This window comes from Pseudomonas sp. GW821-FHT09D08, from assembly GCF_059416305.1.
This window is the reverse complement of sequence record NZ_JBWKOX010000012.1, coordinates 76,660-91,245: the sequence shown is the minus strand read 5'-3', so window position 1 is coordinate 91,245 and position 14,586 is coordinate 76,660. Positions and strand designations below refer to the sequence as shown.

The window sequence follows — 14,586 nt, the reverse complement described above, 5'->3', positions numbered from 1 at the left end:
TGAGGTCCACCATGAACGAGCCGATTCGCCTTACCCAGTACAGCCACGGCGCGGGTTGTGGCTGCAAGATTTCGCCCCAGGTGCTGGAAGTGATCCTGGCGGGCAGCGGTGCGCAGAACCTTGACCCCAACCTGTGGGTGGGCAACGCCTCCCGCGACGACGCGGCGGTGTATGCCATCGACGATGAGCGTGGCGTGGTCTCTACCACTGACTTTTTCATGCCGATTGTCGATGATCCCTTCGATTTCGGCCGCATCGCCGCCACCAATGCCATCAGTGACATCTACGCCATGGGCGGCGACCCGTTGATGGCCATCGCCATTCTTGGCTGGCCGGTGAACGTGCTGGCGCCGGAGATCGCCCGTGAAGTGATTCGTGGCGGCCGCTCGGTGTGCGACGAAGCCGGCATTCCGTTGGCGGGCGGGCACTCCATTGACGCGCCCGAGCCGATCTTCGGCCTGGCCGTCACCGGCATCGTGCAAAAGCGCCATATGAAGCGCAACGACACCGCCACTGTGGGCTGCCGTCTGTACCTGACCAAACCGTTGGGCATCGGCATCCTCACCACCGCCGAAAAGAAGGGCAAGTTGCGTGAGGCGGATATCGGCCTGGCCCGTGACTGGATGTGCACCCTCAACAAACCCGGCAGCCGTTTCGGTAAGCTGGCCGGTGTGACGGCAATGACGGATGTCACCGGTTTCGGTCTGTTGGGCCATTTGGTGGAGATGGCGGACGGCAGCGCTGTGACCGCACGTATCGAATACGACAAAGTCCCACGTCTGCCCGGGATCGAGGACTACCTGGACCAGGGCTGCATGCCGGGTGGCACCTTGCGCAACTTCGACAGCTACTCGAGCAAGGTCGGGCGTCTGCAGGAATTGCACAAACGCGTGCTGTGTGACCCGCAGACCAGCGGTGGCCTGCTGATCGCGGTCACCCCTGAAGGCGACGCCGAGTTCCGCGCGACGGCGGCTGAATTGGGCTTGAGCCTTGAGCCGATCGGCCAATTGGTTGAGCGACAGACCCACGCGGTAGAGGTGGTTTGATGGCAACTGACATCACCGATTACCGCGACATTTTCCTCAACGACCGGCCGATGATGGATACCCGCGCGCCGGTCGAGTTCGCCAAGGGCGCGTTCCCTGGCGTGATCAACCTGCCGTTGATGACCGATGACGAGCGTCAGCGCGTCGGCACCTGCTACAAGCAGCAGGGCCAGCAAGCCGCGATTGTGCTGGGGCATGAGTTGGTGTCGGGGGCGATCAAGGCTGAGCGTATCGAACAATGGGCACGGTTTGCCCAGGCCAATCCTGATGGTTACTTGTATTGCTTCCGGGGCGGGCTGCGTTCGCAGATCGTGCAGCAATGGTTGAAGACCGAAGCCGGCATCGAGTACCCGCGGGTCGGCGGTGGCTACAAGGCCATGCGGACCTTCCTGCTGGATACCCTTGACCAGGCGGCAGCTCAATGTGATTTCGTGTTGCTGGGCGGCATGACCGGCACCGGCAAGACCGAGGTGCTGGGCCAGTTGCGCAACGCCCTGGACCTGGAAGGCCATGCCAACCACCGCGGTTCCAGCTTCGGCAAACGCGCCACGGCGCAACCCTCCACTATCGACTTCGAAAACCGCCTGGCGGTGGACCTGCTGAAAAAACGCGCGGGCGGTATCGAGCAATTCGTGGTCGAGGATGAAAGCCGCATGATCGGCAGCTGTGCGCTGCCGTTGCCGTTGCACAAGGGCATGCAGACCTTTCCGATGGTGTGGCTGGAAGACAGCGTCGAAGGCCGTGTCGAGCGCATCCTGCGCGATTACGTGATTGACCTTTGTGCAGAATTTATCGCGGTGTTTGGTGAACAGGGCCAGGCGTTGTTTGCCGAACGCCTGACCCAGGGCCTGGCCAATATCCACAAGCGCCTGGGCGGCGAGCGTTTCCAGCGGTTGCAGGCGATCATGCAGGATGCCCTGGCGGAACAGCTGCGCAGCGGCGCCGTGGACCTGCATCGCGCCTGGATTGAAGGGCTGTTGCGCGAGTATTACGACCCGATGTACGCCTTCCAGCGTGAAAACAAAGGCGCACGCATCGAGTTTGCGGGAGAGCAGGGCGCAGTCACGGCCTATCTGCGCGAGCGCGCCCTCAGAGGATAAGCGCGCCGATCAACCCGCACACCACGCCCACCAGCATGGTCAGCCCGGCCACCGTCACCAGTACCCGCGCATCGAAATCCTTGCGCAGCATCAACAGCGACGGCAGGCTCACGCTGGGCAGGGTCATCAGCAAGGCCACGGCCGGGCCGGTGCCCATGCCCAGGGTCATCATGGTTTGTACGATGGGGATCTCTGCCGCTGTAGGAATCACAAACAGCGTGCCGACAATCGCCAGGGGCACCAGCCACACCAGGCTGTTGGCCATGGCGCCGTCCACGTGGGGGAACAGCCACACCCGTGCGGCACCGAGCACCAGCACCGCCAGGATATAGATCGGTATGGTGCTCCAGAACAGCTGCCACAGGGTACGCAGCCAGCGACTGAAGAAGGGTTGTGCTTCGACCTGGCTGGCCTCGGCCACCGCGTCCAAGGCAACTTCCGGCACTTGGTCCGGCCGTGCGATGCGCTGTGCCACCAGTGACACGCCGACCACCAGCACAATGCCCGCCACCAGCCGCAAGGCGGTAAAGCCCCAGCCCAGCACAAAGCCCATGAACACCAGCGTGGCCGGGTTCAGCACCGGGTTGGCAATCCAGAAGGCCAGTGCCGCGCCCACCGACACCTGCTGGCGGCGCATGCCAGCAGCGACGGGCGCCGCGCAGCAACTGCACATCATCCCCGGCAAGGCAAACAGCCCGCCGCGCAAGGTCGAGCCGAGGCCGGCACGGCCAAACAGGCGCAGCAACCAGTCGCGGGGGATAAGCACTTGCAGCAGCGAGCCGAGGATCACCGCCAGTACGGCAGCTTTCCAGATCGCCAGGAAATACACCTGGGCGTAGGCCAGCGCTGCTGCCAATGGCGAGCTTTGTTGATCGTTGAGGATCGAGGCGCCGATGCTGTGGTTGTCCGCGGCAACAAACGCCTTGAAGTAGTAGGGCGACCACTTCACGTAGTAGAGGCCGACACAGGCTACCAGTAGGAAGAGGGCAGGTTTCCACCAGAACGACCAGCCCCGGACGGGCTGGGTGGAGGCGAGGTTGGGCATGGGGGAGGGTCCGCAGATGAGTCAATAGCGGTGCATCATACGCCCTCAGCTATCGGCACTCACCTGTGTTGGCTGCGGGCAGGTTTCTTCACCGTCGTTCAGGCCCTGCTTGTAGTTGCGGCTGAGCAGCGAGGCTTTGCCGTTGTGCCAGGTCAGCGTCAGTACGTACAGCGTGTCGTAGTCGCTGCCGGACCAGTCGTCGGTAATCGTATGTTTTTCGCCGGAGGCCTCACTGGCCACCTTGTTGATCAACTCCGGCAGGTAGCCGTGGGACCACGCGGTGTAGATGGTGGCATTGTGGTATTTGTCTTCCACCAGTTCGTCGGCCAGGTCGCTGGTGTCGTTGGCCGAGAACTTGATGTTCACCGGCAGGCCCAGCTTGATGGCGCTGGGGCTGATGGTCATCAACGGGCGAATATAGCTGTAGGAGTTGTCCAGCTCACCTTCCTCGACATTGCGCGTCGGGTTGGCGGCAAACACGAAGTTGGCCTTGCCGAATTTTTCCGGCAGCAGGGTGGCCAGGTTCATTGCTCGGTTCAACCCCTGGCAATTGAGTTGGCCCAGGCCGCCGGCCGGTTTCTCGGCGTGGCGCAGGAACACCAGGGTTTGCACGCCATCCACCGGTTGGGCACGGCTTTCCCGGGCGTCGAGGGCGGCAACCATGGCGCCGCTCACCAGCAAAAGGGGCAACAGGATGTAGGCGTAGTGTTTCAGTCGTTGCACAAGGCGCAGAGGCTTGATCGTCATTATGGGTTCGAGTCTTCGTGCGTCACGTTAAGGCGGACAAGCCTGGCCCCAATGACGCCTGGGGCGTCCTGCGGGTGTTCCGTGTCGGTATAGCGAGGTGCCTCCATTCACCGTTTGAGCGCACTTAAGAGTGCACGCGGGCGTATTGGTTCGCCCACGGGGGATAATAGCCCGCTGATGTTGCGCATTGATGACCCATGCAGGACGTGGGACAGATGATTATCATGGGGGCTTTCCGCCAGGGAGTTTCCCGATGAACCCGATCGCCGCGTTCCCGATCAACAGCAAATGGCCCGCCCGGCATCCGGAGCGCCTGCAACTGTACTCGTTGCCCACGCCCAACGGGGTAAAAGTCTCGATCATGCTCGAAGAGCTGGGCCTGCCTTATGAGGCGCACAAGGTCAGTTTCGAGACCCAGGACCAGTTTTCCCCCGAGTTCCTGTCCCTGAATCCCAACAACAAAATCCCCGCGATCATCGACCCCGACGGCCCGGCGGGTCAGCCGTTGGCGCTGTTCGAGTCAGGCGCAATCCTGATCTACCTGGCGGAAAAATCCAGCCAGTTGCTTTCCGAAGATCCGGCGACACGTTATGAAACGATTCAATGGCTGATGTTCCAGATGGGGGGCATCGGTCCGATGTTTGGCCAACTGGGTTTCTTCAATAAGTTCGCCGGCAAGGACTACGAAGACAAGCGCCCCCGCGACCGTTACGCCGCCGAATCCCGTCGTCTGCTGGACGTGCTGGAAAAACGCCTGCTCGGCCGCACCTGGATCATGGGCGACGACTACAGCATCGCCGACATCGCCACCTTCCCCTGGATTCGCAACCTGATCGGTTTCTATGAGTCGGGCGATCTGGTCGGCATTGCCGACTTCCCTAACGTACTGCGCGCGCTGGACGGCTTTGTCGCCCGGCCGGCGGTCATCCGTGGCCTGAATATTCCGAGCTGACACATGCCGACTTTCGATTTCAAACAACTGGATGTATTCAGCAGCGTGTCGCTCAAGGGCAATCCGCTGGCCGTCGTGCTGGGCGCCGACAGCCTCAGCGACCAACAGATGGCTGACTTCGCCAAATGGACAAACCTCAGTGAAACCACGTTTTTGCTGACACCGCGCGATGTTCGGGCGGACTACCGGGTGAGGATCTTCACGACCTTGCAGGAGCTGCCATTCGCCGGGCACCCGACGCTGGGCAGTTGCCATGCGTGGCTCAAGGCGGGTGGGGTGCCCCAAGGCGAAGAGATTATCCAGGAGTGTGAAATCGGCCTGGTGCGTATTCGGCGTCAAGGCGATGAACTGGCGTTTATTGCACCGCCGTTGATGCGCGCCGGCGCTGTGGACTCCGCGTTGCTGGAGCGCGTTCGCCTGGGGTTGGGCCTGGTGCCGGGGGCCATTGTGCGCAGCCAGTGGGTCGACAATGGCGCGGGGTGGCTCGCGGTGATGCTGGCTGACCGTGATCAGGTCCTGGCCTTGCAGCCGGACTATTCGCAGCTGCTTGGGCTGGCCGTCGGCGTGATTGCTCCTTGCAACCCGGCTGACGACGTGGACGCGCAGTTTGAGGTGCGTGCCTTTGTCGCAGGCGACGGGGCCCAGGAAGACCCGGCCACCGGCAGCCTGAATGCCGGCGTCGCGCAATGGCTGCTCAGCGAAGGACTCGCGCCTGAGTGCTACGTGGTCAGCCAGGGCACGGCCATGGGGCGTGCGGGGCGTATTCGCGTCGAGCGCCAGGGTGATGAAATCTGGGTCGGCGGCGCCGTTGCGGTGTGCATCGAAGGGCGTCTACAGCTCTAGATCAATACATTATTACGGCCCCGGCAATACACTGTTGGCCCCTGGGCATTTGTGCTGCCGGGGCCTTGGGGCATAAGCTTTCGCCCCAAAGATTTCCCGCCACTTTTTCAGGACAGCCATGACCAGCCAGTTCCCCCAAGCCCGCCCACGCCGCCTGCGCCGCTCCCCGGAGCTGCGTGGCTTGTTCCAGGAAACCGAGTTCACCCTCAACGACCTGGTGCTGCCGATTTTCGTCGAAGAAGACATCGACGACTTCGTGCCGATCACCAGCATGCCCGGCGTGCAACGCATCCCGGAAAAGAAGCTGGCTGCCGAGATCGAGCGCTATGCCCGTGCCGGTATCAAGTCGGTGATGACCTTCGGCGTGTCCCACCACCTGGACGCCAACGGCAGCGACACCTGGAAGGAACGCGGCCTGGTCTCGCGGATGTCCTCGATCATCAAGGACGCGGTGCCGGACATGATCGTAATGTCCGACACCTGCTTCTGCGAATACACCGACCACGGCCACTGCGGCGTGATGCACGGTGCCCATGTCGACAACGATGCGACCCTGGTCAACCTCGGCAAGCAGGCCGTTGCCGCTGCCCGCGCCGGGGCCGACGTGATCGCCCCCTCGGCCGCCATGGACGGCCAGGTCCAGGCCATCCGCCGTGCGCTGGATGAGGCCGGCTTCACCCATATCCCGATCATGGCCTACTCCACCAAATTCGCCTCGGCCCTCTACGGCCCCTTCCGCGAAGCCGGCGGCAGCGCGCTCAAGGGCGACCGCAAAAGCTACCAGATGAACCCGATGAACCGCCGCGAAGCCGTGCGCGAATCGCTGCTGGACGAACAGGAAGGCGCGGACGCACTGATGGTCAAGCCGGCCGGTGCCTACCTCGACATCATCCGCGACATCCGCGAAGCCTCGCGCCTGCCGGTGGCGGCGTACCAGGTCAGCGGCGAATACGCGATGATCAAGTTCGGCGCCCAGGCGGGAGCGATCGATGAGGATCGGGTTGTGCGGGAAACGTTGGGGTCGATCAAGCGTGCGGGGGCGGATTTGATCTTTACTTACTTTGCTATGGACTTGGCGTTGGCTGGGATCTAAGGGCAGTGCAAACCCTGTGGTGAGCGTGCTCGCCACAGGGGAGTGTGGTTTATCTGGGAGGCGGTGATTTGTTTTTAGATAACGCTTTAACGACCGGCCAATCGTTTCAATTTCTGAACGCTGCTTCGCTTTTATAAGTGTTGAGACATTTTAGTAACACTGTCATAAAGTGTCTTTTGTCAATTATGTCGTCCTCGAAATAGGTGTCGAACAAGTAAAAAACAGATTCGAAGTCTTCGTCTGTCGACAGATAATGCTCGATCGTTTCTATGAACCAAAGCTGCTCATCTTCTCGGTATGATAAAAACTCCGGCTTGGTTAAAATATCAAAAAGCTCTGAAAGCTCAGTTTCATCATTGATGTTTTTTGATGCTATGGTTTCTTCTCGCTCTAAATTTTTTGTATTTTCTATACAGTAAGTGAATAGCAGGCCTCTCAATATTTCCAAGTCTGGTTTCTTTTTCATTCTTCGAACTCCGTATAAGCAGTGATTGGTTTTCCGTCTCTGTTTAAATGCACAACGGCTTTTGACTGCTTTCCATATATAAGTCCCTCTCTTTTATACCCCTCACCGACAATTTTTCCCATGTCCATTGGTTTTGGGGATTGCGCTCTGCCATTCAGTTTGAATATTAAAATAGCTCGTTCAATTGCATTGAATTGATCTCTGTGACTAAGAAAGTGCGTAGCTGCGCTTGGTGGTCTGGGTTGTCCCGCGTTTCTCCCTCTATCGAAGGTCTCGATTTCGCCGGTGGTGGGGTTCCTAGCTGTTTCTACTCGTTCAAGTTGAGATATTAATGATGTTTGAGCTCCGTGTTTTTCTAGGAAGTGCGCTCCCGGAATTGACGTTTCCAACTCCGATAGATGTCGGTGAATATTTGACTCCGCAAGCTCATCAATTCTTGCCTGTCGTTCCGCACGTGTTAGTTGCGGTAAAGCGGGTTCTCCGTGATTGACACTTTCCGTGGGCGTCGGAACGCTCGTGCTTGGCTTACATCCATCCCCACCTGGGCATGTGCTCAAGCCTAACGGATCCACCCATCCCGTAGGATTGGGCACGTATTGGTAGGCGTTGATCCCACCTGCCAACTTCACCGGATCAGGCGTCAGGTAGCGACCAACATCCGGATTGTAGTAGCGATGACGGTTGTAGTGCAGTCCGCTTTCCTGATCAAAGTACTGGCCCTGAAAACGCAGCGGGTTGTCGATTTTGCCTTTGTCGAGACGGCTGATCTGGCCGTAGGCGCGGTAGTGGGCGGACCAGACGATTTCGCCCTCTGGGTCTGTCAGTTCCTGCGGTGTGCCGAGGTGGTCGAGTTGGTAGTGGAAGGCTTTGGTGTCTTGCGGTCCAAAGCCTTCCAACAGAACCAGAGGGCGGAAACTGTCCGGTTCATAGAGATAACTGCGATGGCGATCCGCATGGTGTTCGGCAATCAGCCTGTCGCTTTGCCAGAAAAACTCCGTCGTGATGCCGTCCACGGTTTTGCTGATGCGCCGCCCAAACGGGTCGTAGCGGTAACTGGCGGTTTGACCGTTGGGTTGGGTGATGCCGATCAGCCGATGCTGGCAGTCGTAGCGGTATTCGGTGATCAGCGCGTGCCCACGGCCACGCCGTTCGCGGATGAGGTTGCCGAAGGCGTCATAGTCGTAGTGGCGGTCGCCCTGGATCATCAGGCGGTTGCCGGCGACGATGTCGGGGCCGGGGCGGTCTTGCATCAGCAGGTTGCCGGCGCGGGTGTGGCCGAAGCGTTCCTGCAGGTCTTGGGAATGGTCGGCGCGGGTGAGGCGGCCTAACGGGTCGTAGTGGTAGTGGTGTTCGCCTTTGCGCGTGTCGAGCAGGCGGGTGAGGTTGCCGGTTTTGTCGTAGTCGTATTGGCGTTGGTAGAGGTGGTCCTGTTGCTGGGTGATCGCGTGGGCGTGCAGGCGGTGTTGGTCGTCGTAATGGTAATGGCTGAGGAGTTGGCCTTGTTGGCGTTGGTGTTCCTGGCCGGCTTTGAACAGATGAGAGGTCAGCAGCGTGCCGTTTAACTCGACGGTGGCGAGGTGGCCGCCTTTCGCATGATTAAAAACCAGCCGGTTGTTATCGGGCAGGCGCAGGTGTTGAAGCTGGCCGCAGGCGTCGTAGCCGTAGCGCAAGGTGCCCCAGCCCTGGTGTTCGGCGGTGAGGCGGTTTTGTGGGTCGTATTCGTAGGCCAGCGCCCAGTGGCCGTCGTCGACGCTGAGGAGGTTGCCCTGGCGGTCGTAGGCATATTCAACAAGGCTGCCGTCGGGCAGGGTTTTTCGTACGAGGCGTCCGGCGTGATCGCGCTCGTAGCGAGTAATGAGCTGACTGCCATCGTCACCGTGTTCGGTCTTTTCCTGCAGGTTGCCATTGAGGTCGTAGACGTAGGCGGTGCGCTGCCCGTCAAAGCCGACTTCCTGCTGGATCAGGCCATTGGTGTGGTAATCAAGTCGGTAGGTCTCGCCGACTTCGTTTTCGATCTCGGTCAGCAATAACCGCACGTTGTCGTAGCGGTACTTGACCTGAGTGCCATCAGCGTTGATGCGCCGACTGATCAGGTGCAACCCGTCGGCGTATTCGTAGCGGATGACGTGGCCCAGTTCGTCGCGTTCTGCGGTGATTTTGCCGTAGGGGTTGTAGCTGTATTCCCGACATGCACCGCCTGGTAATACGACGCGAACCAACCGACCCACGCTGTCCCACTGATACTGGGTCAGCGCGCCATGCTCATCCTCGCGCGCCACCTGCCGGCCAAGATCGTCATAGCGATAACGCTTGATCCCGCCATTCGGCAGTTGCTCTTCAAGCAACTGTCCGCGCTCATTCCACACCAGCCGCTGACAACTGTGATCCGGGTACCAAACCCCAACCAGTTGCCCGTATTGGTCGTAGCTGTAATCCGTAACATGACCATCGGGATCGATCTTGCGGATGACATCGCCCTGGTCATTACGCTCGTACTTCCAGACCGCCTCACCACGGCGCATAACCCGTACGAAACCATTGTCATGCTCGTAGGACGTCGGCTCATCATCCCCGGGAAACAACGCCACCAAACGTCCGGCTTCGTCGTACTGATACGCCGTCACCGCCCCCAGCGGATCCTGCTCAACCGTCAGTCGGCCTTTGGCATCGTAGGATTTGAAATGCTGGGCACCGTCCGGATCAATCCGCTGCACCAGCCGCGCCCGGTCGTCATGGACGTACACTTCCTGGCTACCATCGGCGTTATGCAGCGTGACCCGACCGTCGTCCCCCCAGGCATACCGCGTATCCATCTGGGAAAAACTGGCCCAATGCCGGACACATCGCGCGGCCTTGCCAGCCCGTTCCCACGCCCAGAAGAAACTCGCCCCACCGGCCAAGCCCCGCTCAAGAATGACGTGCTGATCGTCGTAGCGATAAACCTCGCTTTCGCCGACGGCATTGGTCGCCGAAACCAACCGTCCCAGGTCGTCATAGGCGTAGGAAACAACGGTCTGCTCGGTCACCCACTCGAAGGGTTCATGCCCCTTGGCGCGCTGGACCTGATAGTCCACCGCCACGATGTGGCCAAATGCATAGCGCAGGAACAGCGAACGCCCGACACCGTTATCCAGCCGCTCAATCCGCCCCAAATAATCTCGGGAAATCCGCAGCCGGTTGTCATACGCATCGCTGATGGAGACCAACACCCCGTCGCGAAAGTGATAGAACCGTGATGCCTGGGCCAACACCAATTCATCTGGCGACGTACCTAAATAGATCGCTGCTTCGGCCAAACTATTGGTGATGGCGGGTCGAGCAACAGTCGGCAGTGGAAACCCAATCGAGCGGTTCTCATGGTCCGTCCACACCACCGAATCGCCCGACACATCAAGCCGATGCGCCAGCGAATGACTCCAGCCAAACCCCAACCCGTCATCCACTTCCACCGCACTGGTGCGATACAGCCGGGTCCACTCGAATGGCAAGATCCCATCCAACGTGCCGTCGGTGAGGGTGAGCAATTCCTCCCCGGTAACCATCGACACGGGGCAGCCGTTGGTGACGGTATTATCCGAAGCCGCCGCCGCATCCCCGTTCGGGTTCTTCCCTGAAACCGGCACATCATCGACAGGCTCCTGCCTGACCAACACGGTCTTCTGTGTCTTGTTACGAACCGCCGACACCGGGTTCGAAACCACATGCTCCCCAACCTTCAACGGCGCAACCGGCACAGTCTTGATCGCTGTCGCGGGGCCACCGAGCAGCAAAGGCTTCACCGCTTCGACATGCGGCTCCAACCCCGGCTCTACAAGCTGCCTGGCCAGCAACTCCAACAACTCCCGCGCGCGCTTGGATTTGATAGCGCTCAGCACTTGAGCCCCCAGCCGCGCCACCACCCCCATCGCCCCCAATACACGAATCAACAGCAAATTGATCAGGACCTCGCCAGTGATCTCACCCCACAGTTCATTCATCTGCGGCGGTGGCAGCAGGCGCATCCAACTGACCATCGCCGACAGGTAGATAAACAGCAGCGGCTCATCGCTGAGCACCAGCAAACCGTTGGCAATCGTGTCGTTGCCGAGCTTCAACAGTTCATCGAGTTCGGCCTGGGAGAGGTAGACCAACAGCTTTTCGCTGTTGGGCTTGAGGTCTGCCAGCAGGTCATACAGCTGCGTAACGTTGTCCCACAAATTGAAGAGGGCTTTTCCAAGACCGCTGAAAAACGCTGCTTCCAGCATTCGGCGCCGATCGAGGGGCTTGGCTTCGGCATAGTCTTTCCACTGATCCTGGAAAGTGCGGGCCCACTCTTCACGCAGGCGCGCCTCCAACCCCGCGATCACCGACTGATAAGACCCATACAGCGCCTGGACGTGATCCCTGGAAACGTTGGGGTAGAAACTGATTCGGTACGGCTGGTTGCGATCACACTCGGTGATTTCGAGAAGGCCGCTGGGGCCGATGGTCTTGTGGATCGGCTCGCCCAACGGGCCGCCATTGGGATCGACGCGCTGCAGCATCACCGGCGTGTCGCCGATGGGCACGAAGCGCGTGCTTTGGAACATATGCACCAGCGTCAGGGTGCCATTGGCCGGGCACGTGGCGACGGTGCTGCTGGGGATGATTGAGCGATTGATCGGCGCGACCAGCGCTACCTCATCGCCGACCTTGAAGACCTGCTCGACCTCCAGCGCCGAGAAGCGCCAGAAGCTTTGCGCCCAGTCATCGAACGTATTCAGGCATTCGCGAAAGTCACGGAAGACGCTTTCAACGTCGACCGTCTTCACATCCATCGGGGTCAGGGCCAGCCTGCCGATGGCCGGGTTCAAGACGCCGCCCCTTCAACCGGGGCTTTAACGAAAACAACCATCTGCAATCCCTCGCACTGTGTATTCAGGCGAGGGACTTTGCAGCGGTTTTCAGGCTGGGGCTGTAGAGCTTATCTTGCCGTTACGTGGGAGCTTTCAGCGGCTATCGTCCCTTTTTGGCGACGTATCAAAAAGCCTTCAGCGCTGCGCGAACGCCAGGTCCAACCTTGGCCGGCGACAAGGCGAATCGTCGAACCCGCGTTAGACTTACCGGTCCATATCCGCAACGCCTGGCCCATCGTCCTCAAGGAAGCCCCATGTCCCCACGCTGCCTGATCCTCTGCCTCACCTCATTGGTGGTGCTGGCCGGCTGTTCCACGTCACGCGGCCCGCAGCAACCAGCGCGCAGCGAAGCCGAGGTGAAGGCCGAGATCGTGCGTTTGCTCCCGGCGAAGGTTCCAGACCGCAACGGCTGGGCCCAGGACATCTACACCGCCTTTGACACTCAAAAGATCTACCCCAGTACCGAGAATATCTGTGCCGTATTGGCGGTGACCGAGCAGGAATCCACCTATCAGGTCGACCCGCCCGTGCCCAACATGGGCAAGATCGCCCAGGATGAAATCCTGCGCCGTGCCGCCAAGGTGCATGTGCCCGCTTTTGTGGTGCGCAGCGCCCTGCAGCTGCGCTCGCCTACCGGCAAGTCCTATGCCGACCGTTTGAGTGCCGCGCGCACGGAGAAGGACTTGAGTGGCATCTTCGATGATTTCATCAGCATGGTGCCGTTGGGGAATACGCTGTTTGGCGGTTTCAATCCGGTGCACACCGCCGGTCCCATGCAGGTCAGTATCGACTTCGCCCAGAAACAGGCGCGGGGTTATCCCTACACGGTGGATGGCACGATTCGTCGGGAAGTCTTCACCCGGCGCGGCGGCATGTACTTCGGTATCGCCCATTTGCTCGGCTATCCGGTGAGCTATGACCAGCCGTTGTATCGCTTTGCCGACTTCAATGCGGGGTGGTACGCCAGCCGTAATGCGGCGTTCCAGGCGGCGGTCAGCCGCGCGTCGGGCACTGAGTTGGCGCTGGACGGGGATTTGATTCGCTACGGCTCATTGCTGCCCGGCACCACCGAACTGGCGGTGCGCTCATTGGGCGCGAAGCTGGACATGCGCAACCCCAGCATTCGCAGCCAGCTGGAACAGGGCGAACAGCTGGATTTTGAAGACACCACCCTCTACAAACGCGTGTTTGCCCTGGCCGACCAGGCCGCCGGCAAGCCGATGCCCCGTGCGATCCTGCCGGGCATCGTGCTCAAAAGCCCGAAGATCACCCGCAACCTGACCACGGCGTGGTTTGCCAAGCGCGTGGATGAGCGGTACCAGCGCTGCATGAAGCGCTGATCAGCTGCGGCGCCTGACAAATGTGCGCCACAGCCACACCCACAACCACACCACCGGAAACGCCAGGATCACGAACGGCAGCACATAGCTGGCGCGTTCCAGGGCGTCTGCGGTGCCGTCCACCAGGTTGGTCCCCAGGTTGCTGAACATCCGGCTGAAGCGTGACGGTTGGTTGGCGCCGTCGGCAGAGCGGAAGTTGAGGGTGACGCGGTTGGTATCCAGGCGACGCTGCTGGCCGGCGGCAACCTGGGCGAGTTCCTGCAGTTCGTTTTCAATGCCCGCCTGCTCCTTGCTCAAGGCAATCAGGTCGCTGACGCTGATGTCCTTGCGCTTGGCAAGTTCATCGAGGCGCTGTTGCTGGGCTTGCAGGCGATCCTGGCGGCGACGCACATCGGCGACCGCGTCGGCCAGGTCTTCGGCGGTGGTGATGCGCTGGCCGAGTTTGCCGCCTTCAGCGGCCATGGCGACCATCGGTTCGACCCCGGTGGGCGCGATCCGCAGGATGATCTCGCCGCCGTTGCTGTCTTCGGTGATGCCCAGGATATTGCACGCGCCAAACCGCGCCGACTCACAGGCCTCGCGGGTGGCCTGCATGCGCGGCGCGAGCAGGGCGCCGGGCAGGGCCAGGGTCAGTTCGTGCTCATAGGCCAGTTGCGCACCGGCCCGGCCTTGTTCGCCATTGATCACCGTGGCGCGGGAGTGGTCCTTGGGTGAACAGCCGAGCAGGGCCAGGCCGGCCAACAGGATCAACAGGGGCGCGCGAAGCGATTGAAGGGTGCCGTCCGGATGGCGCATTGCAGTTCCTTGAGGTGTGCGGGGGACATTGGTGGCGATTAAAGCGGGTCCGGAGAATTAACGCAAAGTATCGTGCAGGATTTGCAGGGCTGATGGTGGTCGCGGAGTGGATTACCGTGCGCCTAAAGAAGAACGCGGTGTATCTGACACTCTGTAGAGGCTGGTTTTGGGGCTGCTTCGCAGCCCAACGCGGGACAAGCCCGCTCGCCACAAAAGCCCTTTCTGCCGGGGGAGGCAGCGTTTAGACAAAGTTGTGTTGATACCCATGCTCATCGGGGGCAAGCC

Annotated in this window: 11 protein-coding genes; 6 read left to right on the top strand and 5 right to left on the bottom strand. The window is 60.5% G+C overall.

The annotated features are described in order from the left end of the window. Positions 1–11 precede the first annotated feature (11 nt). Together selD and mnmH are read left to right on the top strand one after the other, a co-directional pair. Positions 12–1,046 (top strand): selenide, water dikinase SelD, encoded by a 1,035-nt coding sequence (gene selD, locus AC07OP_RS20165; RefSeq protein WP_027603162.1) that lies wholly within the window; start codon positions 12–14, stop codon positions 1,044–1,046. Next, positions 1,046–2,146: a tRNA 2-selenouridine(34) synthase MnmH gene (gene mnmH, locus AC07OP_RS20160; RefSeq protein ID WP_495102280.1), complete on the top strand. Its 1,101-nt coding sequence runs from the start codon at positions 1,046–1,048 to the stop codon at positions 2,144–2,146. Before selD ends, mnmH begins: the two co-directional genes overlap by 1 nt. Here mnmH and AC07OP_RS20155 read toward each other — a convergent pair. Both AC07OP_RS20155 and AC07OP_RS20150 read right to left on the bottom strand, forming a co-directional pair. Beyond that, positions 2,136–3,191, bottom strand: coding sequence for a permease (locus tag AC07OP_RS20155; RefSeq protein ID WP_027603164.1), 1,056 nt, complete (start codon positions 3,189–3,191; stop codon positions 2,136–2,138). The genes mnmH and AC07OP_RS20155 overlap by 11 nt on opposite strands. 45 nt (positions 3,192–3,236) lie before the next feature. After that, on the bottom strand, positions 3,237–3,938 hold the full coding sequence (locus AC07OP_RS20150; protein WP_065939354.1) for a histidine phosphatase family protein: 702 nt from the start codon (positions 3,936–3,938) through the stop codon (positions 3,237–3,239). A 253-nt stretch (positions 3,939–4,191) separates the two neighbouring features. On the opposite strand from AC07OP_RS20150, the gene AC07OP_RS20145 reads away from it, so the two are divergent. The 3 genes from AC07OP_RS20145 (at position 4,192) to hemB (ending at position 6,826) form a co-directional block, all read left to right on the top strand. Then, entirely contained in the window at positions 4,192–4,890 is a 699-nt protein-coding gene (locus AC07OP_RS20145) for a glutathione S-transferase N-terminal domain-containing protein (RefSeq protein ID WP_065926958.1), read from the top strand. Between the two features lie 3 nt (positions 4,891–4,893). Further along, positions 4,894–5,733: a PhzF family phenazine biosynthesis protein gene (locus AC07OP_RS20140; RefSeq protein WP_495102279.1), complete on the top strand. Its 840-nt coding sequence runs from the start codon at positions 4,894–4,896 to the stop codon at positions 5,731–5,733. Positions 5,734–5,851: 118 nt separating this feature from the next. After that, complete coding sequence (gene hemB / locus AC07OP_RS20135) at positions 5,852–6,826, top strand: porphobilinogen synthase (protein ID WP_027603168.1); 975 nt, start codon at positions 5,852–5,854, stop codon at positions 6,824–6,826. 106 nt (positions 6,827–6,932) lie between these two features. Here the strand turns inward: hemB and AC07OP_RS20130 are convergent, their stop codons facing one another. Both AC07OP_RS20130 and AC07OP_RS20125 read right to left on the bottom strand, forming a co-directional pair. Beyond that, entirely contained in the window at positions 6,933–7,292 is a 360-nt protein-coding gene (locus AC07OP_RS20130; RefSeq protein WP_259244822.1) for a hypothetical protein, read from the bottom strand. Then, positions 7,289–12,088 carry an RHS repeat-associated core domain-containing protein gene (locus AC07OP_RS20125; protein ID WP_495102324.1) on the bottom strand — a complete coding sequence of 1,600 codons (4,800 nt, stop codon included), beginning with the start codon at positions 12,086–12,088 and terminating at the stop codon, positions 7,289–7,291. Before AC07OP_RS20125 ends, AC07OP_RS20130 begins: the two co-directional genes overlap by 4 nt. A 332-nt stretch (positions 12,089–12,420) precedes the next feature. On the opposite strand from AC07OP_RS20125, the gene AC07OP_RS20120 reads away from it, so the two are divergent. Next, on the top strand, positions 12,421–13,506 hold the full coding sequence (locus tag AC07OP_RS20120; protein ID WP_495102278.1) for a DUF1615 domain-containing protein: 1,086 nt from the start codon (positions 12,421–12,423) through the stop codon (positions 13,504–13,506). On the opposite strand, the gene AC07OP_RS20115 is transcribed toward AC07OP_RS20120, so the two are convergent. After that, positions 13,507–14,301: a DUF4349 domain-containing protein gene (locus tag AC07OP_RS20115; protein WP_495102277.1), complete on the bottom strand. Its 795-nt coding sequence runs from the start codon at positions 14,299–14,301 to the stop codon at positions 13,507–13,509. Positions 14,302–14,586 lie beyond the last annotated feature (285 nt).